The organism is Enterococcus sp. C50 (genome assembly GCF_040887505.1).
Classification (GTDB): domain Bacteria; phylum Bacillota; class Bacilli; order Lactobacillales; family Enterococcaceae; genus Enterococcus_B; species Enterococcus_B thailandicus.
This window is the reverse complement of record NZ_JBFOFW010000002.1, coordinates 327,562-353,057: the sequence shown is the minus strand read 5'-3', so window position 1 is coordinate 353,057 and position 25,496 is coordinate 327,562. Positions and strand designations below refer to the sequence as shown.

The 25,496-nt window shown below is 36.3% G+C and carries 32 protein-coding genes, 1 tRNA gene and 1 riboswitch; of the genes, 12 read left to right on the top strand and 21 right to left on the bottom strand.

Going from position 1 to position 25,496, the window contains the following annotated elements:
* Positions 1–2: 2 nt before the first annotated feature.
* The 5 genes from AB3I20_RS04350 to AB3I20_RS04330 all read right to left on the bottom strand — a co-directional run bounded on the left by AB3I20_RS04350 (position 3) and on the right by AB3I20_RS04330 (position 3,843).
* The gene (locus AB3I20_RS04350) at positions 3–584 is read right to left on the bottom strand and encodes a xanthine phosphoribosyltransferase (protein ID WP_071869288.1); all 582 of its coding nucleotides are present in this window, start codon (positions 582–584) and stop codon (positions 3–5) included.
* A gap of 120 nt (positions 585–704) precedes the next feature.
* Positions 705–802: riboswitch (purine riboswitch) on the bottom strand.
* Between the two features lie 309 nt (positions 803–1,111).
* Entirely contained in the window at positions 1,112–1,795 is a 684-nt protein-coding gene (locus AB3I20_RS04345; protein ID WP_067481155.1) for a hydrolase, read from the bottom strand.
* Between the two features lie 20 nt (positions 1,796–1,815).
* Entirely contained in the window at positions 1,816–2,433 is a 618-nt protein-coding gene (locus AB3I20_RS04340) for a glycoside hydrolase family 73 protein (RefSeq protein WP_067481152.1), read from the bottom strand.
* Between the two features lie 8 nt (positions 2,434–2,441).
* Entirely contained in the window at positions 2,442–3,290 is an 849-nt protein-coding gene (locus AB3I20_RS04335; protein WP_284590405.1) for a D-alanyl-D-alanine carboxypeptidase family protein, read from the bottom strand.
* Positions 3,291–3,312: 22 nt separating this feature from the next.
* A complete protein-coding gene (locus AB3I20_RS04330; RefSeq protein WP_067481146.1) occupies positions 3,313–3,843 on the bottom strand; it encodes a hypothetical protein in 531 nt (176 codons plus the stop codon).
* A 173-nt stretch (positions 3,844–4,016) separates the two neighbouring features.
* Between AB3I20_RS04330 and AB3I20_RS04325 the strand changes: the two genes are divergently transcribed.
* Positions 4,017–4,973 carry a Gfo/Idh/MocA family protein gene (locus tag AB3I20_RS04325; protein WP_075491352.1) on the top strand — a complete coding sequence of 319 codons (957 nt, stop codon included), beginning with the start codon at positions 4,017–4,019 and terminating at the stop codon, positions 4,971–4,973.
* A gap of 187 nt (positions 4,974–5,160) precedes the next feature.
* On the opposite strand, the gene AB3I20_RS04320 is transcribed toward AB3I20_RS04325, so the two are convergent.
* Positions 5,161–6,126 carry an aromatic acid exporter family protein gene (locus AB3I20_RS04320; protein WP_075491351.1) on the bottom strand — a complete coding sequence of 322 codons (966 nt, stop codon included), beginning with the start codon at positions 6,124–6,126 and terminating at the stop codon, positions 5,161–5,163.
* Positions 6,127–6,234: 108 nt separating this feature from the next.
* On the opposite strand from AB3I20_RS04320, the gene AB3I20_RS04315 reads away from it, so the two are divergent.
* The gene (locus AB3I20_RS04315) at positions 6,235–6,825 is read left to right on the top strand and encodes an aromatic acid exporter family protein (RefSeq protein ID WP_067481137.1); all 591 of its coding nucleotides are present in this window, start codon (positions 6,235–6,237) and stop codon (positions 6,823–6,825) included.
* A gap of 67 nt (positions 6,826–6,892) precedes the next feature.
* Here AB3I20_RS04315 and AB3I20_RS04310 read toward each other — a convergent pair whose 3' ends face one another.
* Both AB3I20_RS04310 and AB3I20_RS04305 read right to left on the bottom strand, forming a co-directional pair.
* On the bottom strand, positions 6,893–8,386 hold the full coding sequence (locus tag AB3I20_RS04310; protein WP_067481134.1) for a flotillin family protein: 1,494 nt from the start codon (positions 8,384–8,386) through the stop codon (positions 6,893–6,895).
* Positions 8,387–8,399: 13 nt separating this feature from the next.
* Positions 8,400–8,924: an NfeD family protein gene (locus tag AB3I20_RS04305; RefSeq protein WP_067481131.1), complete on the bottom strand. Its 525-nt coding sequence runs from the start codon at positions 8,922–8,924 to the stop codon at positions 8,400–8,402.
* 183 nt (positions 8,925–9,107) lie between these two features.
* Here AB3I20_RS04305 and AB3I20_RS04300 point away from each other — a divergent pair, with 183 nt between their 5' ends.
* Together AB3I20_RS04300 and AB3I20_RS04295 are read left to right on the top strand one after the other, a co-directional pair.
* Entirely contained in the window at positions 9,108–9,788 is a 681-nt protein-coding gene (locus AB3I20_RS04300; protein ID WP_071869293.1) for a DNA/RNA non-specific endonuclease, read from the top strand.
* 8 nt (positions 9,789–9,796) lie between these two features.
* On the top strand, positions 9,797–10,159 hold the full coding sequence (locus AB3I20_RS04295; RefSeq protein ID WP_075491350.1) for a hypothetical protein: 363 nt from the start codon (positions 9,797–9,799) through the stop codon (positions 10,157–10,159).
* 90 nt (positions 10,160–10,249) lie between these two features.
* Here AB3I20_RS04295 and nagA read toward each other — a convergent pair whose 3' ends face one another.
* From nagA to AB3I20_RS04275, 4 genes are all read right to left on the bottom strand, one after another.
* Positions 10,250–11,398 (bottom strand): N-acetylglucosamine-6-phosphate deacetylase, encoded by a 1,149-nt coding sequence (nagA, locus tag AB3I20_RS04290; RefSeq protein WP_067481122.1) that lies wholly within the window; start codon positions 11,396–11,398, stop codon positions 10,250–10,252.
* A 75-nt stretch (positions 11,399–11,473) separates the two neighbouring features.
* Positions 11,474–12,310 (bottom strand): helix-turn-helix domain-containing protein, encoded by an 837-nt coding sequence (locus tag AB3I20_RS04285; RefSeq protein ID WP_067481119.1) that lies wholly within the window; start codon positions 12,308–12,310, stop codon positions 11,474–11,476.
* 223 nt (positions 12,311–12,533) lie between these two features.
* Positions 12,534–13,751 carry a pyridoxal phosphate-dependent aminotransferase gene (locus AB3I20_RS04280; protein ID WP_067481116.1) on the bottom strand — a complete coding sequence of 406 codons (1,218 nt, stop codon included), beginning with the start codon at positions 13,749–13,751 and terminating at the stop codon, positions 12,534–12,536.
* A gap of 143 nt (positions 13,752–13,894) precedes the next feature.
* Positions 13,895–14,071, bottom strand: a complete 177-nt coding sequence (locus AB3I20_RS04275) for a hypothetical protein (RefSeq protein ID WP_285603115.1) — start codon at positions 14,069–14,071, stop codon at positions 13,895–13,897.
* Between the two features lie 133 nt (positions 14,072–14,204).
* Between AB3I20_RS04275 and AB3I20_RS04270 the strand changes: the two genes are divergently transcribed.
* The 8 genes from AB3I20_RS04270 (at position 14,205) to AB3I20_RS04235 (ending at position 18,355) form a co-directional block, all read left to right on the top strand.
* Positions 14,205–14,288 (top strand) — tRNA-Leu (locus AB3I20_RS04270).
* Between the two features lie 125 nt (positions 14,289–14,413).
* Complete coding sequence (locus AB3I20_RS04265) at positions 14,414–14,710, top strand: DUF5960 family protein (RefSeq protein ID WP_368027012.1); 297 nt, start codon at positions 14,414–14,416, stop codon at positions 14,708–14,710.
* 5 nt (positions 14,711–14,715) lie between these two features.
* On the top strand, positions 14,716–14,988 hold the full coding sequence (locus tag AB3I20_RS04260; protein ID WP_270375721.1) for a hypothetical protein: 273 nt from the start codon (positions 14,716–14,718) through the stop codon (positions 14,986–14,988).
* Between the two features lie 417 nt (positions 14,989–15,405).
* On the top strand, positions 15,406–15,615 hold the full coding sequence (locus AB3I20_RS04255) for a hypothetical protein (RefSeq protein WP_179189249.1): 210 nt from the start codon (positions 15,406–15,408) through the stop codon (positions 15,613–15,615).
* Positions 15,616–15,626: 11 nt separating this feature from the next.
* On the top strand, positions 15,627–16,283 hold the full coding sequence (locus AB3I20_RS04250; protein ID WP_086270864.1) for a hypothetical protein: 657 nt from the start codon (positions 15,627–15,629) through the stop codon (positions 16,281–16,283).
* Between the two features lie 18 nt (positions 16,284–16,301).
* Positions 16,302–16,739: a DNA-binding response regulator gene (locus AB3I20_RS04245; RefSeq protein ID WP_368027011.1), complete on the top strand. Its 438-nt coding sequence runs from the start codon at positions 16,302–16,304 to the stop codon at positions 16,737–16,739.
* 148 nt (positions 16,740–16,887) lie between these two features.
* Positions 16,888–17,322: a Panacea domain-containing protein gene (locus AB3I20_RS04240; protein ID WP_270608143.1), complete on the top strand. Its 435-nt coding sequence runs from the start codon at positions 16,888–16,890 to the stop codon at positions 17,320–17,322.
* Entirely contained in the window at positions 17,309–18,355 is a 1,047-nt protein-coding gene (locus AB3I20_RS04235; protein WP_270608146.1) for a hypothetical protein, read from the top strand. Before AB3I20_RS04240 ends, AB3I20_RS04235 begins: the two co-directional genes overlap by 14 nt.
* A 31-nt stretch (positions 18,356–18,386) precedes the next feature.
* Here the strand turns inward: AB3I20_RS04235 and AB3I20_RS04230 are convergent, their stop codons facing one another.
* From AB3I20_RS04230 to AB3I20_RS04190, 9 genes are read right to left on the bottom strand one after another with little or no spacing between them, the layout of a single operon-like run.
* Positions 18,387–19,403, bottom strand: a complete 1,017-nt coding sequence (locus AB3I20_RS04230; RefSeq protein WP_270608148.1) for a peptidoglycan recognition family protein — start codon at positions 19,401–19,403, stop codon at positions 18,387–18,389.
* Between the two features lie 10 nt (positions 19,404–19,413).
* Positions 19,414–19,611 (bottom strand): phage holin, encoded by a 198-nt coding sequence (locus AB3I20_RS04225; protein WP_270346637.1) that lies wholly within the window; start codon positions 19,609–19,611, stop codon positions 19,414–19,416.
* Between the two features lie 12 nt (positions 19,612–19,623).
* On the bottom strand, positions 19,624–19,866 hold the full coding sequence (locus tag AB3I20_RS04220; protein WP_137206670.1) for a hemolysin XhlA family protein: 243 nt from the start codon (positions 19,864–19,866) through the stop codon (positions 19,624–19,626).
* A gap of 56 nt (positions 19,867–19,922) precedes the next feature.
* Positions 19,923–20,045: an XkdX family protein gene (locus AB3I20_RS04215; protein WP_071868296.1), complete on the bottom strand. Its 123-nt coding sequence runs from the start codon at positions 20,043–20,045 to the stop codon at positions 19,923–19,925.
* Between the two features lies 1 nt (position 20,046).
* Positions 20,047–20,487 (bottom strand): type I restriction-modification system subunit M N-terminal domain-containing protein, encoded by a 441-nt coding sequence (locus tag AB3I20_RS04210; protein WP_368027010.1) that lies wholly within the window; start codon positions 20,485–20,487, stop codon positions 20,047–20,049.
* Positions 20,488–20,505: 18 nt separating this feature from the next.
* The gene (locus AB3I20_RS04205; RefSeq protein ID WP_368027009.1) at positions 20,506–22,590 is read right to left on the bottom strand and encodes a BppU family phage baseplate upper protein; all 2,085 of its coding nucleotides are present in this window, start codon (positions 22,588–22,590) and stop codon (positions 20,506–20,508) included.
* Positions 22,590–23,645 carry a hypothetical protein gene (locus AB3I20_RS04200; RefSeq protein WP_368027008.1) on the bottom strand — a complete coding sequence of 352 codons (1,056 nt, stop codon included), beginning with the start codon at positions 23,643–23,645 and terminating at the stop codon, positions 22,590–22,592. The genes AB3I20_RS04205 and AB3I20_RS04200 overlap by 1 nt, the downstream gene beginning before the upstream one ends.
* A gap of 1 nt (position 23,646) precedes the next feature.
* Positions 23,647–24,666, bottom strand: coding sequence for a phage tail protein (locus tag AB3I20_RS04195; RefSeq protein ID WP_368027007.1), 1,020 nt, complete (start codon positions 24,664–24,666; stop codon positions 23,647–23,649).
* An 8-nt stretch (positions 24,667–24,674) separates the two neighbouring features.
* Positions 24,675–25,496, bottom strand: a complete 822-nt coding sequence (locus tag AB3I20_RS04190) for a phage tail domain-containing protein (RefSeq protein WP_368027006.1) — start codon at positions 25,494–25,496, stop codon at positions 24,675–24,677.

Sequence of the window (25,496 nt, the reverse complement as noted above, 5' to 3'; positions counted from 1 at the left end):
TGTTATGCGTCCTCCTCAAGAAACTCAACTTGACCATTTGATAAGGAAGCGATACGCGCTAAAGAAACAACACGTAGTCCCATTTGTTCAAGTAATTCTCGTCCATCTTGGAAAGATTTTTCAATGACAATTCCGATTCCTTCAACTTCTGCCCCAGCTTGTTGACACAACTCAATCAATCCTTTAGCAGCTTGACCATTTGCCAAGAAATCATCAATAATCAAAACTTTATCATTTTCTGATAAAAATTTTCGTGAAATTGAAATCGTGCTTGTTACTTGTTTGGTGAAAGAATAGACAGAAGCTGTTAAAAGTTCTTCGTCCATCGTTAAACTTTTTGCTTTTCTAGCAAAAATCATTGGCACACCCAATTCTTTTGCAGCATATAAAGCGGGCGCAATCCCAGAAGCTTCAATCGTTACCACCTTGGTAATTCCTTGGTTTTTAAATACTTCTGCAAAACGTTGACCCATTTGTTCCATCAAAACTGGATCTACTTGGTGAGTCACAAAGCTATCAACTTTTAGCACACCTTCACCCAATACACGCCCATCTTTTTTGATGCGTTCAACTAATTCTTTCACTTTCTTTGCCCCTTTTCCTTGATTTTTTGTTCAATTAATAGCTTTTTCATCCACACTCTATCGTAAAATTTCTGATAAAGAAAAACACCCTTCTACTTTAAAATAAGCAAAAAAGGGTGTGTTGTCCACTCTTTTACTTATAGTCCAATCTTTACGGCATTGGCTAGAAACTGTCATCCATATTATGACGATATATAAGTAGGTATGTAGAACTGACAAGTCAGTAATATACAATAACTCGATAAGATGTTTAAAGCCAGAGGAGTTGTTTTTTTAACAGAATCCTCAGGTAAATCGATCGTTTTTCATTAAAAATTTTTCCTTCTAAACAAAATTCGATTGATTAAAGATTGAAAATAGTCTAACACTACTTACTGAAACTGACAATGTACTTTCAATAAAAATTTTCTAAAATCTAATCTTTTTTCATTATTTTCATGTTTTGTTCGTTTTTTCAGCTATTTTTACTTGAAAAACAAGAAAAACGCGAAGCAAATTAACTTGCTTCGCGTTTGAAAAGGTCTCTTTTAATTTTGATGATTCTCTTTTTCAAGTTGACGATACTTGTCCATCTTCGCACTGAACAATTCACCATTTGTTGGCGGTGTATAGGTGATAGCATTGGCTCCAGCTTCAATTGTTTCCAAGATGCTTTCCTCTGTTGGACCACCAGTTGCAATAATTGGTAGTTCTGGATACTTTTCTCGGAAATAACGAACAGTTTCTGCAGTTTCTTTACCAGCACTAATGTTGATGATTGAAATACCTGCTTCTAGCTTTTCATCAAGCTCTGTATATTTAGAGGTCACCGTGCTGACTACAGGGATGTCAACGATCCGACAAACTTCTCGAACCGTTTCTAACGGCGTTGGTCCATTTAAGACAACGCCTAAGGAACCTTGTGCTTCAGCAAACATACTCATATAAGCAGAACGAGCGCCTTGAGTTAAACCGCCTCCCACACCAGAAAATACCGGAATGTCCGCAGCTTCAATTATACTTTTGGTAATTGCTGGGTGCGGTGTAAAAGGATAAACTGCGATTACTGCATTCGCATTCGTGTTTCTAATAATCGCAATATCCGTTGTAAAAATAATTGATCGAATTTTTTTACCAAAAACTTTAATTCCACTTGCTTGCGAAATAACTTCTGGTACACGAACAATATCTTTTCTTAATTCTGTCATGATTTCAGGAACAAACTCTGCCATCCTGCCACTTCCTCTCCGCGTTATCTACGATCGTATTGATCAAGGTGATAGGTTTCAATTACTTGAATAATTTTTTGTGCATATGTGGGATCTGTTGCATACCCTGCATCTTGTAGTGCCTGCGAAGCTTCTTGGTAGTTACTTGCTGTGATTACTCTTTCGTACAAAGCCGGATTCCAGTCAACGCCTTGAATAAATAGTTGAGTATGGTCATCCATGGATTCTTCCCATGAATGGTATACGCGAAACTCACCTTGAATCGTAATCCATGCTTCGTTGACATATTCTTTGGTTTCGAGACTTACTTTTTCTTGATCACCATAAGCTTTGATTCCAAATAAATTTTTATATTCACTCGCTAACGTGCTTTTCCCCCAGTTTGATTCAAGAATTGCTTGTCCCAGAATAATGCTCGGCAAGATACCATAAGCATTTTGTAATTCTTGTGCATGCGGAACAAGTTGTTGGATAAATTCTTGATGAGATTGTGCTTCTTGCTCTGCCGAATGATCGGTAAGTGGTGTCATCAATCCTCTTAAAGAAGCAAAAAAAGCAAATAGGATGAGTAAGCTTCCTGCGCATAAAACGATGAAACGCATTTTTTTCCGTCGACGACTTTTGAATTTTTTAATTGCCATCTATGTTCCTACTTTTCCTTTAATTCATTCAAATACTCTTCTAACGTCAACTGATTTTTTGTGATATATTCAGCACTTTCTTTTCCCACGTAGCGAAGGTGCCAAGGTTCATAAGTGATTTTGGTAATATCTTCACGATTTTTTGGATAGCGAACAATAAAACCATATTTAGCACAATTTTCTGCAATCCATTTTGCACCTGGTTGATCACCATAGCTAGCTTCCAAAACAGTTGAAGGATAGTTGTTGTACCAATCTTCATCAACTACATCGACGGCTAAACCCGTATGATGCTCACTATAGCCTGGCTCGGTAATCGTTTGTTTCGTGATTTTCGTTGCTGCTTCTTCAGTAATTCCCTGTTGTGCCATTACTTCTTGGACATGTTGTGCGAATACTTGCTCTTGTGACGTGACTGAACGAAACGCTGAAACCATGACAAGTGGATAACCAGCCTCTTGTGCTGCTTGGGCAAATTCTTGATAATCAGGTTCAATTCTCTTATCAATCAAATAACCATTTGATAAAGCCGTCAATTGACTTGACTCATCTACTTCAGTTTCCAACTTATTTTCTGGTCCAACTAATACTAGCTTCCAGTCATCTGTACTAACATCAGGTAATTCTGACGTCGTTTTTGTCTTTGTTTTTGTTTTTTGTTTACTTTTCTTATTTGTTGATGAACTTTCAGTCGTATCGGTAATACTGGCAAGCCCCTTTTTAGGACTTTTTGCAGCTTTCTTTACTTCTGTTTGTCTTGTCGCCTCGACTTCGCCAGCATTATGGTCTGACATAAAAATGTAGCCCATCGCGCCAATCATAATAATGACTGAAGCAAAACCTAAAATTTTCTTCACTTAAAAAATCCTTTCATTCCCTTTAATGCTCGGCGTTTACTTCATGGACATAGGTTTCCTCAAGGTTTTCATTCACCCAGTCTAAAAGTTCCACTTTTTCGCCTTCGATTTGTTGCTGAATATCCGCTGGCAATCGGAAATTCAAAATATCGTCATAGCCCCATTCATCATAGTGAATACTCACTTTCAAGTCAAGGTATCTGCTAGGATGTTGTTCATTTTTTAACGGAATCAATTCAACCTCTGCGACGCCACTGTGCAACCATTTTTGGGCAATTCGTGTCTTGATTTGTTTGTATTCAGCAACAGCAATCGTTCTCTTTTCTGGAAAAATAATTGTCTGTCTTAGAATTTTTTGGGTCAACATCCATTCATAATCAGTAAAAAGATTTTTTACTTTCTGCATAGCTTCAGATGGTAAATTTTTTTCACCCTTTTTCCATGCGTCCCATTCTTCTTTATTGATTAGTAGGTACTCGTCTAAGAAAAATTGCTCTGATTCAAATTGTTCTAATAATACACTTATAATAAGATCAATATATACTTGATGCATCCGAATCCCCTCCTCTTTTCATTTTACTTAAATTCAGAAAAAAAATCATCTTTTTCATTGCGCCTTCAAGTTTTTTTATCGTTTAGGCACTTTTTCTTAAAATCAAGTCAAACTTTGCTATACTTAATAGGTAAACTGCATCTATTTTAAAGATTAAAAAGGAGCTATCTCTCATGAAAAAATATCAATGGGGAATTATCGGTTTAGGAACAATTGCGAAAGAATTTGCTGAAAATTTCAATCAAAATTCAAGTACACTATCCGCAGTTGCTTCTCGTTCGCTAGCCAAAGCACAGGCATTTGCAACAGATTATGGTATTGAAAAAGCTTATGGAAGTTATCAAGACCTTTTGGCAGATGACGAGATTGATATCATTTATATAGCTGTACCAAATCGCCAACATCTTTCACACATTTTGGCAGCATTAGAAGCAGGAAAACACGTCTTATGCGAAAAAGCAATCACAATGAATACTGCTGAGTTAGCTGAGGCAATGAAACTAGCGGAGGAAAAAGGGTTGATTCTTGCTGAAGCAATGACCATCTTTAACATGCCACTTTATCAACGACTTCATTCACTAGTTGACAGCAAGAAATTAGGTAAACTAAAAATGATTCAGGCTCCTTTTGGTAGTGCAAAGGAACCAGATCCTACTAATCGTTTTTTCAATCCAGATTTAGCTGGCGGCGCTCTACTTGATATTGGTACCTACGCAGTTTCGTTTGCGCGTTTCTTTCTAACTGCTCAACCAGAAGTAGTTGCTTCGACGATGATTCCGTTTGAAACAGGCGTTGATGAACAATCGGTTACGATTTTACGAAATGATCAGGACGAATTAGCAACTGTTAGCCTAACCTTCCGAGCAAAAATGCCTAAAGTTGGTATCGTTGCTTATGAAAATGGCTACATTACAATTACTGATTATCCACGTGCAGATCGTGCTGAGATTACTTATGTCGATGGTACAAAAGAATTCATCGAAAGCGGCAGCACTTCACAAGCTTTAAATTATGAAATTGCAAACATGGTACAGATGATTGAAGGTGAATTACCTAATCGCTCACTTTATTTAACCAAAGATGTCATTGACATTCTGGACCAAATGCACACATATTGGCAAAAAGCGTAACAATTAGACAAACAGAAATCAAAAAATAATTAGCTTCAAAAGTAAGAAGGACAATTTAAAAATCGCTTCATCTATTTTTTAAAAATTATTCAGCTTCTTTTTCCGAGAGAGCTACTTTTGAGAAAACATTTAATCGTGAAAAAGTGTCTGGGACATAATCATTTTGATTCCTGTCCCAGACACTTTTTTATGAATTACTCTGTTGGTTTTGCTGTGCAAATTCTGCTTTGATTTCAATAAAACTTTTAAATGATTGTAAAAACTGAAACAGTTCTGCACGATTCTCAAACTCAGACCGCTTTTGTGGTAAGGGCATTTGCCGATATTCAGCATAAACTTCATAAATTCGCTCCATAATACGTGTACCGTCATTTTCTTCAGCAAACGTTTCTGCTGTATAGATTAGCAAACCGTAAATTTGCTCACTGTATGGATTGGGTGACTCAATCCGCTCTAAGTTTTGAATCATATTATTTAACACATTTAATTGTGCCCGTCTCATTGAAAAATAAGTTTCATAATACCCTTCTTGTCTGACCCAATCATTTTCATGATGATTTCGAGCTTCTAACTGACTTGTACGAATAAACGCTAATAGTTGTTGGCAATCTTCTTCGATAAGTCGCTCGTTTTCCTCTTTTAACAATGAATCAGCCATTTCTTGTAACAACTGGCGAAATTCAACCTCAATCACTAATTGATTTTCTTGTAGCCGCTTTTCGGTATTAGGCATGTAAATATTTGCTACTAAAGCTAATCCTACGCCAATAACCATCAATCCTAATGCATTTAAAATTAGTGACACAGCCATGCTTTGCTCAACTAAATACTGTGTAACCAAAACAGAGTTCACAACGATTCCTTCTGTTAACTTAAATTGAACTGCTAACGGAATAAAAAGAAGTAAAAAGAATCCAAACCCAATCGGAGAAAAACCAAGGAGCTTAAAGCTAAGGAAAGCAACGACTGTCGCCAAAATGAAAGCAATAAAACGATCGACACCCGTCCTTATTGTCGACCTCCTCGTATTACCAACACTCAAAACGGCAATAATCCCAGCTGAAGGCCAATAAAGTAAAGGCAAGCTGTTCGCGATCAGCATCGCAAATGTTGCACTAATTACTGTTTTTATCGTTCGCATACCAATCCGCATACATTTCCCCCTTTTTTCATCCAATTATACTAAACCTCTACGCTAAAAACTAGCAAACATGCCGAAGATTCGTTATGATTAAAAAAAGGGATTAAAGGAGAAAAAGTTATGCAAATCGGTCGTTTCCGCCTCGGTATGCGGACTATAAAAAGTGCACTAGCTGTTTTTATCTGTATGTTAGTCTTTCACTTCTTTCAGCGAGGCAATCCATTGATTGCTGCGCTGTCAGCCGTTTTTTCTTTACGCCAAGATTTAACATCGACTGTTTCCTTTGGTCGCTCTCGAATCATCGGAAATTCAATTGGCGGTGTTCTAGCCATTATCTTTTTCTTCATCAAGCACTACTTCCACAATGATTTTTTAGTTGAACTATTTTTATTGCCTGTTTTGGTTATCATAACCATCGTAGTTTCAGATGGCATCGACAACAATTCTGGAATCATTTCAGCCATTTCTACTTTGCTAATGATTTCTTTGAGTATTCCTCAAGGTGAGTCTACTCTTTACGCATTACAGCGGGTTTTCGATACCTTCATTGGAACATTCATTGCTCTAGGAATTAATTTTGTGTTACGACCACCAGAAGATGAGAAGAAAAAAGAATTGGCTGAAGATTTAGTCGAGTTACAAAAGAAAGAACGTACTTTGCGTAAAAATTTAGTAGAAATTGAAAAACAAATCGAAAAACAAAAAAAATAAACATTGTCCCACAAAAAGACCACTGTAAAATGATTGAACATTTTACAGTGGTCTTTTTGATTTTTAACTATACCTCGTCATTATTTGCTGGTTTTGAGTCGCCTTCGTACAAATTCACTTGACTTGAAGTCCCTTTGGTTGAAAGATTCTCAATAATTTCTTTTAAATCCAGACCCGTTGTTGCTTTTAAAGTTTCTTGTGTGGATGCTAATAAGTTGGTTGCATATCCGGTTACTCGATTCGCTCCACCATTTTCACCAGATCCATTTCCAGTATCAACAACAGAAATTTTTTCAATGTTTCCTAATGGTTGTGCTGCTTCACGCATCAATTGTGGTAACATTTCAATCACCATGCTTAACACAGCCGCCTCACCATATTCTTTAAAGGCATCAGCAATTTTTTGTTTTGCTTCGGCTTCGGCTTTCCCTTTTGCTAAAATGGCTTCGGCTTCCGCTTGACCAGCCAAACGAGTTTGGCTTGCCTGTGCCTCAGCTAAAGCTTCTACTCTAAAACGTTCTGCCTCGGCTTCAGTTACTTCTTTTACTTTTTGTGCTTGTGCTTCTTGTTCTTTTGCGTAACGGTCAGCATCTGCTTTTTTCTTCACTTCAGAATCATATTGCTTTTCTCGACGGATGATTTCTTTTTCTTCTAATTCAATTTGCTTTTGTCTTTCAACGACCTTCATTTGCATTTCTTGCTCAATAACTTGTTGTTGTGCACGGGCACTTTCTAAGTTATACGCTTGGTCTGCCTTCGCTTTAGCAACATCTTGTTCTTGTTTATAAATTGCTAACTTCAATTCTTTTTCTTTTACTGATTCAGCGATTTCTGTTTGTCGTTGTAATTCTGCAGCTTGTGATTCTTTTTCAGCTTGTGCTTTTTTGATTCGCGTTTCTTTCAATGCTTCGGCTTCCGCAATTTCTGCATCTCGCTTCACTTGAGCAATTCTTGGTTTCCCTAATGAATCAAGATAGCCGTTTTTATCACGAACTTCTTTGATCGTAAATGAAACAATAATCAGCCCCATCTTCGCTAAATCAACAGAAGCAACTTCTTGAACACTTTGGCTGAATTTATCACGATTTTGATAAATTTCTTCCACTGTCATCGAGCCCAAGATTGAACGTAAATGTCCTTCAAGAACTTCTCTCGCTTCGTTTTCTAATTCATCGGTTGTTTTTCCTAAAAATTGTTCTGCCGCTGTTGCAATTTCTTCCACAGATGAACCGATTTTAATGATCGATGTTCCATCACACATAACTGGTACACCTTGCTCTGTGTAAACTTCTGGCGTAGAAACATCTAACTTACTAGAAAGTAAACTGATTCGGTTAGAACGTTGGAAAACGGGTAAAACAAATGCACCGCCACCGCGGACGATTTTGATTTTATTATTACTTTCGTCTGTGTGGACATTTTTCTTTCCTAAATAACTACCACTGATAATTAACGCTTCATCGGGTTTTGCTGTTTGATACTTTGATACGAAAACAATTAAAAGCATCAATAAAATAAAGATAACAATTGCAACTGATAAAAAAGCTCCTGATATAACCATTCAACACACTCCCTTAAGATTTTAGCATTCCGTCATATGGGATGACGTAACATACTCTGTCTTTTACTTCGATAATCAACACTTTTGTCCCTCTTTGAGCCATTGTTTCCTGTTCCGCATAAAAACAAGCAGGTCGATTGATCGATCCCGTTACACTTTGAAGTTGTATTTCTCCCATTCCTTTGATTGGAATTGGTGTAACGACTTGCGCTACTTGTCCCTCTAATGTTTTTTCAGACGAAGATAGTGTTGCTTCTGCATTCTTCATTGGCATCAAAATATAAAAATTGAGCAAGAATACCAATACACTTGAAATTGCAGCACTAATCACAAAAATCAAAACTGACGACCATTCAGTCAAACTTTCTCCTAAGTAGCCAAACAGACTTGTAAATGCTAACCAAGGTACTAACAACATTGGATCTAGCGGCCCGTCAAAATCAAATACATCGCCAAAAATAACCAAAAGAACTGCGATTCCAGCACAAATAAGTAACGTATACCAATAAATCGTTTCTAATGCGATCCCCCCAAACATAAAGCGCCTCCTTTTATCTTCTATCATACCAATTATCAATAAGCGTGTACACCACATTTTATGAGTGAAAATCAGTATTTTATGACTTCAAGACAACACTTTATGAGTTTTTGTTGTCGTTATTAATAAATTTTACTATTATAAATAATCTATTTCACCTATACTGGATAACGAGGTGAAAAAATGAAAAACATGAACAAACTTTTAGGCACGCTACTTACCTTATTGATTGTGGGAGCTGCTAGCTGGCTGGGGTTGGATTTAAATTCTTCAAATGACAAATCAACACCTTCTTCTACTACTCATGAACAGGTGACCCAACAGCATACACAAAACGGATTACCAACTAAAGAAGATCTAGCCCCTACTGGAAATAATTCTGGGCCAAAGGAAGTAGGTCTCGCGACTTTTTCAGCAGATGAGTTAAAAGACAATCAGAATGGTTGGATTACCTACCACTCTCTTGATCAATTGAAACGTCCGACAGGTGCAGAAGCACTAATCAAGAAAAAAATGATCAACACTGGTACTAGTGCCAATCGAGAAATTCGTCCACCAGGTTTTGTTTCTGGACCAAAATATGATCATTCCAGAGGTCACTTGATTGCCAAACAATTTGGTGGCAGTGGTGATGAAAGAAAAAACTTGGTCACGCTTTATCAATTCCCAGTTAATGATCCGTACATGAATTATTACGAACTAGCAATTCGACAAGCACTCAACAAAGGCGAAACTGTTCGCTATCGTGTTACACCAAACTACACAAAAAATGAATTGATCCCAGAAAGTGTAACCCTCGAAGCACAAGGACTGAATGCAAACACAACGATCAACTTCAAAGTTGAAATTCCAAATAAGAAATAGGTGGTTCTATGTTTGAAATCCTGTATAACCAAACATTAACTGAAACGATCACATGGCTTCAAGAAGAAAAAGTCGAAATAATTGGTGAATTAGTGCTTTTCCCATCGACAGACTATCTGCAAAAAAGTCTAGCCGCAACGCCGTCTGAGCTAACAATAACAGTCACTGAGTATCTGCAGATGTTCGATCATTACGAATTAGTTGCTCGCACAATTGATGGGGATTATCTCTTAGCAAATGAACATGAAGTGGTTATGCTTCCTCATTCTCATATCAAGGAAGATTTCTTGTATTATTACAACACGTTTTCTTCCCTCATAATAAAGTATGCGAATTCTAAAAATTCAATCGAAACTTTTTTCAAAAAATGATTTTTTTAAATAAAAAACTAAAAATAAAAAAGGTGAAACAAAACATAAATACGTTTTGTTTCACCTTTTGATTTTTTCTTAAAAAGATTTCTATGCGTGGTAACGTTCCACACCATCTAAATAAGTTGCTTCAAGTGACATATCAGGATTCAATACGATAAAGTCTGCATCGCGTCCTTGAGCGATCTTACCACAAGAATCATCAATCTTACAGCTGATTGCTGGTACTAAACTTGCCATCATAACTGCTTGTTCTGGTGTTGCGATACCCCAGTCAACAACGTTTTTGATTGCTTCTTTTAGTCGTAAGATACTACCTGCTAAGTTACCTGATTCTAAACGAGCTGTTCCTTCTGCTACAACTACTGGGAATTCACCTAAATTATAATTTCCGTCTGGCATCCCACCTGCCATCATACAGTCGGTAATCAAAGCAACATGGTCATGGCCTGCTTTTTCCATCAAAATTTCAGCAGCATTTGGATGAACATGGTGTCCGTCACAAATCAATTCTGAGAAAACATGTTCTAATGATAATAATGCACCAACCATACCTGGTTCACGGTGATTCAATCCACGCATTCCGTTGTAGGCATGAACAAAGACACTAGCTCCTGCTTCAACAGCTTTTTGAGCTTCATCAATTGTTGCGTTACTGTGACCAAGAGCCACGACAACGCCTTCATCTGTTACTTGTTTAACGAAATCTTCTACACCATGACGTTCAGGTGCTAAAGCAATTTTTTTAATTAATCCACCTGAAGCTTCTTGCCATTCATGGAAAGTATCCAAGTCTGGATCACCAAAATAGCTAGGGTTTTGAGCGCCTTTATGTTCTTCTGTGAAGAAAGGTCCTTCAAAGTAAATTCCTTTGATTTTTGCCCCTGGAGCTTCTTGATACATTTTTCCGATTGTTTCTGCTACATCTTTCAAGCGTTCTTTACTTGAAGTCAATGTTGTTGGTAAGAAAGAAGTTACCCCGCAAGATAATAACCCTTCAGACATAACTTTGATACCTTCAGCATCATTATCCATTACGTCGTGATTCATGTAACCATGAATGTGTGTATCAACTAAACCAGGTGCAATCCATTTACCACTTTGATCAATCACCTTTGCTTCTCCATCTGGTAATTCTTGTGAATACACACCAAATAGTCCATCGGTAATTTCTAGGTAACCGGCATTTTTTACACCTGACGATAAAAAGAATTTGTCAGCATAAATAAAAGTTCTCATTCTAACTCGCTCCTTTGATTTTCTACCCTTAAGGTACTCTTATTTCTATCAAAAGTCAATAATGGTCTACACCATTTATGAGTTTTTTGAAATCTTTCGAACAGCTTGCGCCAATTCTTCATAAAAAGCTGCTTTTTGCGGTTCATTTTTCTTTTTATAAATCAAACTTTTCAATGCAAACAAGTCATTTAAAAAGTAATAACTATTTTTTTCTTGCGTCCAACGAATCCCTCGATTGACATGCTCAAGTGCCGTATCGATTTCTCCTTGCTGAAATAAGAATGTTCCATAGTTATAAAAGATTTGTGACAATTCACTTTTGACACGTGTTTCAATCGATTGTTGAAAAAGTTGGATACTTTTACTCAAATAATAGCGTGCTTCCGTTGGTCTTCCTGCAACTCCATAAATCTTACCAATTGCACTAATCAACTGAACTTCCGTATCAGAAACATGCACATGCTCACTATGACTCGAATAAGTCAGCGCTTCTTTTAAATAACAAACAGCTTGAGAAATGTTTTTTGCTAGATAAAATTCACATACACCTAAATAGTAATAGTAACGTTGGTAATCTGCATCTGAGTACAGGCTACTTTTGACTTCATCATTTTTCAAAAGCTGTGCTAATTTGCGATAGTCGCGCCTTTGAAAATAAAAATCTAGCAAGTCTAACTGTTGCAGATTTTTACGAATATCCCCATTGGATAAGGTCATCACATGATCAATGGTCACACCTAGCCGTTGACAAATTTGTGCCATTACCAGAACATTTGGCAATTCTTCATTATTTTCAATTCTGCTTAAAACACTTTGAGAACAAATACCTTGAGAAAGCATTTTTTGTGTCATGTTTCGTTCTTTTCGTATTGTCTTGATAATTGTCCCAAAGGAATCGACAAACGTTTCCATTATGTATCCTCCCCAAAATATGCGTGCTCGCATGATAACAGTATTTTACTTTACGGATGAGTAAACTTCAAGAAAAGGGCTGTTTCACTTTTTCTTGGGAAAGAAAATTACTCACTTACTTTTTGCTAACTTTTTTAACAACAAAGAAAAAGCTGTGACATTTTTAATGCCACAGACATTTCTAAACTGTTTGGCTAGCAAAACAATTCCTTAAGAATCGTCGTTATTTTTGTTGATAAGTCGTCAAAAATTCTCGCATTTTTCCAGCCATGACCTTCAAATCATCTAATTTTGGTAAATAAACGATTCGGAAATGGTCTGGCTGATGCCAATTGAATCCGCCACCGTGAACAAGTAAAATATGGTGTTCATGCAAGAAATCAAGTACAAACTTTTCATCATCAAAAATATTAAAACGTTTTGTATCAATTTTTGGAAAAATATAAAATGCTGCTTTAGGTTTCACTGCTGATAAACCTGGAATATCATTAATCGCATTATAAACATATTCTCTTTGTTCGTAAATTCGGCCACCAGGTAGCAATAACTCATCTACGCTTTGATAACCACCTAAAGCGGTTTGTACGATTTGCTGGGATAAAACATTAGAGCACAAACGCATCGAAGATAACATATTTAAGCCCTCAATATATCCTTGCACTCGTGACTTATCTCCACTAAGTACCATCCATCCTACGCGAAAACCTGCTACTCGATGGGATTTTGAAAGACCATTTAGAGTCACGACAAACAAATCTGGTGCCAAAGTTGCGATTGGGATATGCTCTAAGCCATCCATTACTAGGCGATCATAAATTTCATCTGAATAAATGATTAAATCATTTTGACGAGCAACCTCAACAATTTCTTCTAATAACTCTTTAGGATAAAGAGCCCCTGTTGGATTATTTGGATTAATAATCACGATTGCTTTCGTGCGACTAGTGATTTTAGCCTTGATGTCTGCAATATCCGGATACCACTCCGCTTCTTCATCACAAATATAGTGAACGGGGTTTCCTCCTGCAAGTGCAATGGAGGCTGTCCATAACGGATAATCTGGCATTGGGACTAAAACTTCATCACCATTGTCTAACAACCCTTGCATACACATTGAAATTAATTCACTGACACCATTACCTGTATAAATGTCGTTGATTGTAACATTAGGAAATTTTTTTAATTGACAGTACTGCTGAATCGCTTTTCTTGCAGAAAAAATCCCTTTTGAATCAGAATAACCTTCTGACTCACGCACATTCATAATCAAATCACGAATAACTTCATTAGGTGCCTCAAAGCCAAACGGGGCAGGATTCCCCGTATTCAATTTCATGATGCTAATTCCTTCTTCTTGCATGCGGTCTGCTTCTTCAAGAACCGGACCACGTACATCATAACTAACACCTTCTAATTTGTTGGACTTTTCAAATTCTCTCATATTCTCCGATCCCTCATTTCAAAAAGTTAGAAACTTCTGACTATATTATCGATAGTTATTTACTAAGTTATCCAATATCATACTCTATCCCGTATAAATATACCAGCATATTTCGTTAAATCCAGTCCTTCAACCTTATTTTTTTAACTATCATCGTTTCTATTTTGCTGATAGTCATTCCATAAATTAGCGCCCCAATCCATTGCCACACCACAAACGACACCAAGCATCAAGCCAAACAAAATATTTCCTTTTGCTAAACCAATTAAAAGCCCGGCAAGCATTCCTAATCCAGAAAATTCACCATCATATTTTTTCATCGTTCTTTTCACTACTTTCTATCTTGACATCTGAAGCAATCATCGCTATGATTATTTTGTTATTTATTTTGCAGACGTGATGGAACGGCAGACATGCCGTTTACCGTTAGTAGTCTTGCATTTTCTATCCTAGGCAGGTGTGTTGGAATTGGCAGACAAGTACGATTGAGGGTCGTATGAGCGTTCGCTCGTGTGGGTTCGAGTCCCATCACCTGCATTTTTTAGCTCTTAAAGCAATTATTGCTTTAAGGGCTTTTTTATTTAGCATACCATAATCAAACAAGAATAAATTATAATTGATTTATCGAACGTTTGTTCGTATAATGTTTCTGAGGTGATACTATGCTAGAAGTCGATGAAGTCTATCTGTGGTTCAAGTATGACCCAACGCATAAATTTATCAATGATTTATACAAATTTTGGGACACTGAAATCATATTTGAAGCTATCGAAGATAGATTGCTAATCAACTTGCATTATAGCCAAAAAAATTACATTAAGATTTCTGCATCGAAGAGTATGATTGGCAAGTCGATCTATTTTTTATTTAATGTTAAAACAGATGTCCCCGATGTCCGCCAAAAACATCAGCGTTATGACTATATTGGCTATTCTTTCATTAAACCAGACAAGGAGTGATCGCTTTGGAACGACTTTATGGAACCATTGATAAAATTAAAATCGTACAATACAGTTCTTCTCCGCTCGTACGATTTAGCTTGAATGATGTTAATTGCTTAATTGCTAATCACAGTTTGAACTTCTTAGCTGATGTTGAAGAAAACATGAGTGTCACGATTTTTGGATATTATAATAGTAGAAAACAATTTGTCGTGAAAAAATATAAGCTAAACAGCAAACCAAAAATCGTTGTTGAATTTGAAAAGAGCATTTATCCAAACAAAAAACCTTACTAAAAAAGTAAGGTTTTTTCGCTTTTTATTATGTAAAAGTGTTGACTTATTATAACGTATACGTTATAATAAGTATGTAAGTTAGTTAATGACTTATAAATCTAATGAAAGGAGTTAGATATGAAATGGAAGCATAGAAAAAAGAGAACTAAAAAAACTGAATTGACCTTCGAAATCAACATTTTGTTTTTCAAGTTCTCAATTAAACGTAGCTGGGAGGGTTAACCTCCCCAGCTTCTATAAATCCATTATATCATATCATGTGGCTAATATGAAAATAGGTGATAAAAAGGTCGTAAAAAAAGGCAACTGGATATTCTCATTAGAAAGGATTAAATTCGATTGGAAAGCTTTACTAGCTTGGTTAATCGTATTAGCAACTGTCGGTTGGTTTATTTGGTTTAAGTGAGGTTGATAACATTGAAAGAGAATAAAACTCCTGCTTCTCAACTGGAAGCAAGTCGAAAATACAGAGAACGCATTAACACTGATGAAGAAAAAAAGGCACATCGCAATTACATGACATCAAGAAGAGCAGCACGATCATTTGTAAATACGAAAGCAACTCTCGAAGATTTAGCAGAACTAGAGCAACTGATTGCAGAACGAAAAAAACAGCTTGAGAGCTAGGAGGAAAAATCATGGATGAAGTATTGAAGGCATTTTACAACGATGTAATCATAGAGTCATTTAATCAACAGCTTGCGGAAAATGGCGCAGTTAACGTGAGCATTGGTTCACGTGATGAAATGATCGAAGCAGCAAAAGCAATTAATGAACTAGATGACTACATTGCTTTTGTTCCCGAGGGCGGAGGTCTTCGTATTCGGAAAGCTGAATATACTAAAACATTCACTGATGTTTATCTTCGATTTGGAATTATTCCAGACGATGAGCGTAGTTATAACTATATCTCAAAAGGTTATGAAGATGGTGTTTCAGTATTTGAAATGAGAAATGAAAAACCCGTGCTGTCAAGCCTACAGTTATTAGACAGCTATTCCGGACGCAATAATATGCAAGCTTTTTTAGTCACCGGTGACCGTGTCGGGACTGGGCATGATGGTGAGCCATTGCTTAAAAATGTTCAATATATAAAGAAAATTAATGTTGACACTTTTACAGATACAATGAAAGTTTTAGACGAAAATTTTTCTATCAAAAACGGTGAATTCAACTCAGAATATAATGAAATTCATCTATTTTTTACTACTGGAGAGCTTGAAGTTTCGTTCGCAGGATTTTACTACAGCAAGCCCAAACCCCACTTCGACGTGCGTATGGGTCATGATTTATAAATTTATGGAAGTGATTAATTGAAAACTGGAGTCAAAGGAATTACCTCCTACACTCAAAACGAGGTAACGAAATATCGCGTTGATCTAGTTGTGAATCGTAAACACTATCAAAAAAGAGGATTTACAACTTTAGAGTCTGCTCGTAAATACAGAAATGAATTAGAAGAAAAATACAAAAAAACTGTTCAAGTAAATGCGGACGATATTGTTCGCACTTACTTGAATAGTAGCTCTATCCGAGAAACAGCTATTCATCATAATATGTCACGCCAAAAAGTGCGAAAAATTTTGATAACTGAAGGTGTCTACTCTACTCCACAAAGCATCCAGGTTAATGAATTGCTCGACAGTGGTTATACGACACAAGAAATTGCTGATAAATTGGATGTTTCCGTCGGGACAGTTAATAACTTATCCGCTTATCGTAAAGGTGAATATGATGTTGGTAAAAAATAAAACAATAAACTTTTTTTATCACGAAAATATATATTCTCTTTGCAATTGCTTATTTTACTTGATATACTATTATTGTACAAAAGTAAAGTGTTGACGTACACCATACTTTGTTGTATAATGTTTAACTTTTAGAATGGAGGAAGAGGAAATGACAATGAGAGATTTAGCTGATCATGTAATTGCCCATGCTCAAAATACCGAAGTAGGAATTACTAACTTACAGCTTCAAAAAGTACTCTACTTCACATTGATTAATAGTATCAGACAAGGGCTTATAAATGAAGAGTGGTTACAAGAACAATATGATTCAGAATTTTTGGTATGGAGATATGGACCTGTTATAGAAGATATTTATGAAGAATATCGTATTTACGGAGCTGCCAATATCTTTGAACAAAAACAGGAGGCAGAAGAATTTTCATTCTTGAATCCGATTATTGAAAACCTATTACATGAAAATGTCTTTAATTTAGTAAACGAAAGCCATCGCCATGACCGTTGGTTGAACAATAGAAACCAAATAATTTTTGGTCGTAGTGATGTACCTTACAGCGTGGAGGATTTGATTGATGCAGCAGGATAACAAACTTAGCCAACGCGATATTAAAAAATTAGAGCAGAATTACATTCACAGTGATTCTGCTTCTTTTTCTTTTGTAAAAAAAATAGAAAAATTATATTCCGAATACATAAATAACCAAGACGCTTCGCCCGCTAACCTAAATGAGGAATTAGATAAACTCTATGCTTTAGCCTCAGAAATCAATCCCGCAGCGTTACCTTACGCTGAACTAACTACTTTAATTTTCATAAATGATACAACTGAAGAAGCAACTGGATATTTCATTAAGATTCTTGAAAACTTTTATATAAGCAAATTCACATCTAAGAAAAGGGAAAAACAACTAACCAAGGCCGATGAAACTGCAATCTCAGCTTTAGCAAAAACGAAAGAGCATTTAAGTTTAGCTTTGAATCAAAAAAATAATCTTTACAACGAACAGAAAAAAGAATTGGCAACTTTAAAAAGTATTCTGGCTAAGGAACAAGCTCAATTGAAAACTTTACAAGATCATACCAATGCCTACAAAGAGAAATACGATAAAATGACAATTGATTTTCTTAGCATGATGGGTATATTTTCAACAATCATATTTGCTGTTTTTGGTGGATTATCACAAATTGGTGCCATCGGCGACAATCTAGCGGAAACTCCCATCTCTAAAATTCTTATGTACGTTTCTTTGTCGTCAATCACTTTAATATTGATTGTATTTATTTCTTTTAACGCCATTTCTAAGCTTACAGGACTAAAATTAAGAAGTTGTACTTGTAAAACAGAAGAAGAATGCACGTGCACGCTTAGACAGAAACACCCTTCTCTTTCCTTTAGTTTATTCTTTTTCGTAGACTTATTTTTATTTTCACTAGTTTTAAAAGCAATAAGGTACTCTGATTGGGTCAGCCCTTTTAGGGATATATTTGTTTTTAAAACTGATAACTTTTTGAAACTTATAATTTTTAGCATTTTCATCATTTTTAATGGCCTTGTATTACTAAAACTTCTTTTCCCTCAATCCAAGCGTTTTTTTATACGGTGGATAAAATTTATATAATTATGTACTGCCCCTCAGTGAGGGGCTATTTTTATCGTTTAGGAATATTCAAATACCAACGTGAGTCGTGAAAATCTTGCGCTCCACCTTGTGTGTTTCCTTTTGAATCATTGGTTGCACGCATCATGACATAGACTTTTTTATTCGGGAATCTACGCATATTGAATGAAATATGATAACCAACGTTTCCGCTTGTGCCGTATGCAGAGTTTACATCTGAACGTGAAACCCCATTCGCTTTTACACGAGCTAATTCTTTGCCAGTATTATAGTCCATAATAAAAATATACTCGTATTTGTAATTAGCTACGTGCCAACCTGCCACATGCAAGTTCGCATTTTCGATTTCTCCGAATTGGTCAATGTGAGCGGAATTTGTTCCATCTGTCAGTGTAGGATTTGCTGCACCTGCTCTGGTTGGATCAATCACGGGTTTATCGTTTGAAGTAGTGGGATTTTCATCGGTAAATCCATGAGCTAAATCATAAGCAAGCTTTTCTTTGCTGACTCCCATTTGCGATAAGTAACCATACGGATCGGTGTGATTCCCCCAAACATAATTTGTCACCCACAAATGAGAAATGATTCCTTTTGTAAATAAAGAAGTTCCTTGATCAAGAGTCAATGGAATTCCATATTTTTTTGCACTATCTCTTGTATATTCAATGTAAGCTCGATAGTTTTTTTCAAATAATGCTTTATCATATGTGCGCTGTAATTCAATTTGTACAGGTGCATAAGGGTTGGCGTTACCAGCTCCCCACGAAACATATCCTTGCTCACCCACACGATAAACAATCCCACCGTCACCAATAACATCTGTGGTATAAGGATTACTTCCGTTATAATTATTTTTCATGTTGGCTGCTACGTTTCTTGCAGGTGCATCTATCCCAGTTTCATGTAAAATAATTTTGTTAGGGATTGCTAGCCTTGAATCACCTTGATTAGGCGCTAAATTGAATTCATTGTTAATTGTGTAAGCAAAAGCATTAACGGGCAATAAAAAAAGAGCTACAATAGCTCCAAACAAAAATTTCTTTTTCATGTAGTACCTCCTATTTATTCGAATTGTATGCAGAAACACCAGTAACAACACCTAAGAAAGTAGCAATTGCATTGATGGTTAAAACAGCCATATCGGCTCCTTGCCAACCGTAAGCTTTTCCTAATGTCGCTACTAAAACGGACGCTGCAGGTAACACTGTCAGCACACCCCACTTTATTACGTTGTAATACTTATCTGGTAAAATCATAAAACTGTCCTCCTATAATTTTGTTAAAAAATAGCCAATAATGGTGATGCCAAGACCTATCATATAACCCCATGACCACTTATTATTGGCTTTCATTTCTCTAATATCATCAGCATTGTTCAAAGCGATAGAATATGCTTTTTCAGCTTGATCTTTTGCACTTTCTGCTTTTTCTCTTAGAGCTTCATAGTTATCAAGCTTAGTTTCAATACGAACCAAACGCTCGACAACATCTTGCACTGCCTCATCTTTCACTTACTCACCAACTCCCATAAGAAAAGACGTACTCAATTGAGCACGCCTCTCACATTTTATTTACTAATAATTTGTTCCGCTTCTTCTTCAGTGATGCAGGTTGGAACAAATTCTTGTACTTGTTCATCTGTAAAACAGCCCCAGTCGTACATCATCTTGACATCATCAAAACTAAACATATTACTCGCCTCCCTCAGTCGGATTTAATTGTTGCTTAATTAATTCAATGTCTTTGCTATTTTGTAATGAAGCAAGCATTGTTTTTGAATTGATTTGAGCTAGACTTTCTGATTTTGCTTTAAGCTCTGCATTTTCTTTTTTGATTGCAAGATCATTTAGCATAAGTTTTGCGTTTAGTTGACTTAAACTATCCGCTTTTTCTTTTAATTGTTCATTTTCTTCTTGTAGCACAGGATAAAGAGCAGTTAAGTTGTCTAGTTTCTCTTTATCCAATTCATTGATAATTTCTTTCCATCGCGCTTCTGATGGAATAAAAAACTGATCTTCTAATTCGATTTCTTCCAGCGGTGGTACATCCGTAAACGGCACTTGAATTGGAAAATCATCTGCTACTTCGTACTCTTTACCACCCGTCCGACCATATTGCCAAACCCTTATCATCTTATTTCCCCCTTATAACTAAATAATTTCCATAACGTGAAAATGAATAATTTGTCCTGAGATTAATTCTTTACCGCTTTCCATTGATAAACCAAGAGAAATTTGTGTTCCTGCTTTGATTTCCATATATCTTGAAAAAGCAACATTATGTCTGTACCAAAGAGTTCCCTCAGTGGCTGCGCCAACGCCATATCCTGTGCCAATGTACTGAGTCTGCTCCTCATTGTTCCAAACATCAATGTACGCCCATTTCCCAGCCGAACCTCCTAGCTCGAGTACTGCAACTCCATCGACAAACAACTTACAATCTCTTAAAACTTCCGCTTTCGTTTGATCAGAATTCCATTTCAAAGGATTACTTTTCATTTTTCTTCCATATTGCTTGCCAATAGTTGTTGCTTCCCTTCCTACCGGCAAGCGACCTTTGTCAGCTATTTTTTTAATTGAGACAGCTTGAACATACCATGCTTCAAAAGGCAGTTCTGTATCAGTAAGAACAGATACCGAATTAATCGTTGGCACTTCTAAGAAGTTTTTAACGCCTCCAACCGACTGAGGGTCTGTAGTATTAACTGTATTGGAATCATTCATTGCAGTTTTCCAAGGAAGTACTGAACCGTTTCTAACAATTCTATAAACCATCGTTTGAGCTGTCGTATTAGCAATTAATGTTTGCGTCGCATTATTTACATCTATACCTGCACCAATCAGCATAAAAACACCGACATTTTGTAGCGTTGGAGGTAACTGACTATAGTCTTCCATCGTTTGGCTATCTGCTGTTGATAAATAATACCAGCCAGTGTAAAGACGTGCGAATTCTTCATAGCTTTTCGGCTTAGGACTTAAACTACTCAAACGAACAACTGCTCCATCATCACCCGTCAATTTATGCATTTGTGCGTCATCTTGTGATACAACTTTGCGCCATTTAGTTGGAGTATATCCGTCGGCTTTTTTTTGAATAACTCGCCAGTACGTTACAGGTGGCTGTGATACTCCATCAGTAACATTACTGGTAATTCGTTGTAAAAAATTGTTAATTGTTGCATTTGGTATATTTTCTACAAAAACACCATAAATAAATTCTGGCGGTAATTGAGTAAAATCAGACATTGCTTTACTTTCTTTTGTGGTTAAATAATAAATTCCTGTGTTCTCGCTTAATTCAAGATAACTAGTTGCTTGTTTTCCGGTAGTGGTTGCTTCAGCAATTCGATGTGCTGCACCTTGATAATAGCTACTTGATAGCATCGTGCTGTTTGTCTGCGCATATTCTGACCAAGGATTCCACGTAACGGGCGAAGCTGATTCTTGTTTACGATATAAGTGTCGAGTATTAACGACCGGATTTGCCGTATTTCGATACCATTCTTGAACCACTCCTCCACCTGTGTCACCAGGATAGATTGTTATCCAACCAGATCCAGCCATACCAGTTTGTCGGATATAGTGATCCGCAGGAATAAAGGTATTTGATTCTGCACTTGTAATATAGTAAAAGCCTGGTCGCGTCAAATCATCGATGGTGGTTGGACGAGGATTTAAGTCAGCTAAACGCATCGCTCTTCCATCATCAACAGTTAATTTATGTTTCTGAAATGATTTATAATCAAGTGCATCCATTTCTGCTTTAATCGCTTCTAAACGATCAATCACTTCTTCGAATCCTTCAAAATAGTAATCATCTACTTCTTGCGTTGTGGCATCGATGGGACTTCGCTTGATATCAAAAATAAAACGACCTGCCGTGTCTAGCGACTGATCGTTTGGAAATTCTATATAAATACTACCTTCGATTTTTCCAACATATCCGAGCAGATTATCTTTAATCACGATAGACACAATCCCGTTTACTCGATCTTCAATCGTAGCTAAATAGTCATGACTTCCATAACCGCCCTCAGCAGTATCTGAACGGAATTTTAAGCGGATTGGAACGATTGTTCCATCTGGTAAACTTTGAGCAACGCCGTCTTTCATCAGCTTAAAGCGAAGTTTTGCTGTGCTTCTGTCGTGCGACCAAAAGACGACATTTGTCTGAATTGGATTGATTGCTTCTGCTTGAATTTTGATTAAAGACTCATTCAATTTATAAACCATCAGCTTAACACCGTCCCTTTCGCAATGATCAATCCTTGAGCACTCGCTTTATGTTTTGTTGTTGCAGATAACGTTGAAGTTGTCCCGTCGCGTACGGTTCCGTTGTCGGCCTCAAACGCAATATTATTTGAAGCTCCAGTCACAGTACTTGAAGCTCTCGTTTCACCGAACAACCGAGAAACGTTGATTTGATTTTGATTTGCAAAATATGAATCATATATATGCATTTTTGACATACCACCAACATAGCTTGCAGTATGGTCGCTCATGCTTTTAGTATTTTCAGCTACTCTAACTTTGTATAAAGCTAGATACCCTCCCTGCTCGCAACAAAAACTGTACTTACGTCCTTCGTAAATAGGCGCATTAGCTTGATCTACAAGTTCTAATCCTTGAGCTTGAAAATAACCAGAACAATAGAAGAAAGATACAGATCTGACTTTCACAGGCATATCTGATTTTGTCACATCGAGTGTACTTGGACTTTGTATCGTTCGAATAATTATTTTTCCTGCGCTGATTCCTCGAATAAATACATCTTCTAAATATACCCCGTCGTCAATCCAAATCGTTGACGTTGATGTGTTAATTAGTGGTATTTGATTTATAGCAATTTGAATTGTTTTAAATGGTTTTTGTTCAGTTCCATCACCGGTTTTATCATTTCCGTTTTTTGCAGAAACATAAATATCCACGTTTGAGCCGCTTCCTGCGTACAAGCCTGCGATTACTTCGTTTAACTGACCAATTTGCTCTTTCTGACTCTCTAATTCTTTTTCAGTGTCAGCTATTTTTTGGTCTGCTAAGTCTTCATGGTAAGTCAGTCTTCCTTGTAATGTAGCGAATTTCTCGCCTTTATTATTGACTCGTGCGTCTACCACTTCGTTAGATGAATCTCCCCCAGCGTTCAACACTAGATTGTCGATTCGGCTATTAGTTGCTTCATTTTGTGAATCGACTTTTGTTTCTAAGCCGTTCAAATAATCAACATTATGATTGAAAATTTCTTTCCATTCACTAGAAATTCTATTTTTGACTAATTTTAATAGTCCCAAGTCACATCAGTCCTTTCTTAGTTAAATTGGCCAGAATAGCAGTCATCGTTTTTTTCGTATTACTTAATACAATCTCGGGCGGTTTGTTAGGTAGCGCAGGAAACGTTTTAATCCCAACCACCTGAATATAAGTATTGATATTCAGCGGTTCATAAATAAATGGAACAAAGTCACCTTTTTTCGGACTAATTTTCCACTTAAGAATCACTGTCCCTGAAACTGAAGGATAGTCTTGTAAATCGTTTTTTAGTCGTTCCATCATATTAGCTGAAACAGTGTAACGTTCATCTTCAACTGGATCTTGGATACGAATACCCCATTTTTCTGATTCTGGACTTGTGTATGTTATCGGAGTGAAGTAGTAGGTTTCATCTTCTTTTTTCTTCCCGAATCCCTTTATTTGTGTTTTTAAAGAGTAGGTATCAATTTCAAATGAAACTTCATCTGTATTGTATTTATATCGAATTTGTTCCTCAATTTTCTCGCCATACTCTGTTGTTGGATAAAAAATTAAATGTTTATTGTCCGGAATAACTACTGCATTATAATCTGACAGAATTTCATCAATGAGTTTTAAATAATTTCCATCGCCAAAGTTTTCTTGTTCAACTGTTAAGAATTTTTTATTTGGATCAATCACTTCCCAAGTGAACCCTTTGTTATTTGTCTTAAATACATGTTCTAGCAGCTGAGTAATCGATTTTTTACCACTTATTTGATCATATTGATATCCATCTTGCACCGTGTAGTAAATATGAGTTGCTGTGACACTTTTAACAACTAGTGGTCCACTCGCATCTTCTGACATTCCTTTTATCACAAACTTTTGTCCACCAAAAATCACTAAAGATTCGAATGTGATTAAATCGAATGTTTCTGAGTTTTTTTCGCTTCTTTTAACAGAAAAACTAATTTCCCAAGTTTCATTTTGTTGCCAATTTTCGTAAAAAGAATCCTTGTCGTAATCGACAAGGATTTCTTCTTTTGTTTGCTCATAGTTGCAAATAATTAAATCATTCAAATTATCACCTACCTATACAAAAAACGGAAATCCCATGACGACTTCACACGTGTAATATTTTGAATTTCAATTTCGTTTATCCCTTCAGACAGAGTTATTAAACCGTGATTTGTGTCTATACCACGAGCCACACCATTCAATTTGGGATAAACACCTTCAATCGTCAATGTCTGTCCTCTTGCTGTAGACAACGCAGGATAATAAACAAATCTATCACCTGTCGTTCGATTAAATACGGTTAAATTTCCTTCCGATTCACCTTCTATTAGAATTTTCATATCTGTGTTTCTAGGATCTATCACAAAATCTCCTGCATTAAAAATGCTAAATCTGCTCTTCTCAAACGAATACTCATAATCTAATGACTCTAAGTTTTGCGAAAACTGCCATTCATCTAGTAAATCAAAGTTACTTAGTGTTGTTGAAACAGCTTCTGAGTAACCATCCACAACAGTGAACGTGATTTCAATTGTTGAATAATCATTTTCCTCTTCTAAAAACTCAAAATTTGTAGGATTTACTTTAAACCTTTTTCCTGGTTCGAGTTCATGAATAATATAGTATTGATACCCTACAAAAATCATTTGCTGTAATTCTGTAACCATCAATGTTTTTTCGTATTCATTTCGATAAAAAATATCAAACGTTAGTGACAGATCAAACGGACGAAAAGAAGCGCTCACCTCTCTACTCCCGTTCACTCCTTCAAAGTCAGCGTAGGACACTTCATAAACAGGTGCTTGCCGCTTAATTTCCTTACAAATAATTTTATCTTTCTTTTGAGGGTCAAAACTGACACTATCTTGAACAAAAAGAAGTTTATAAAACAA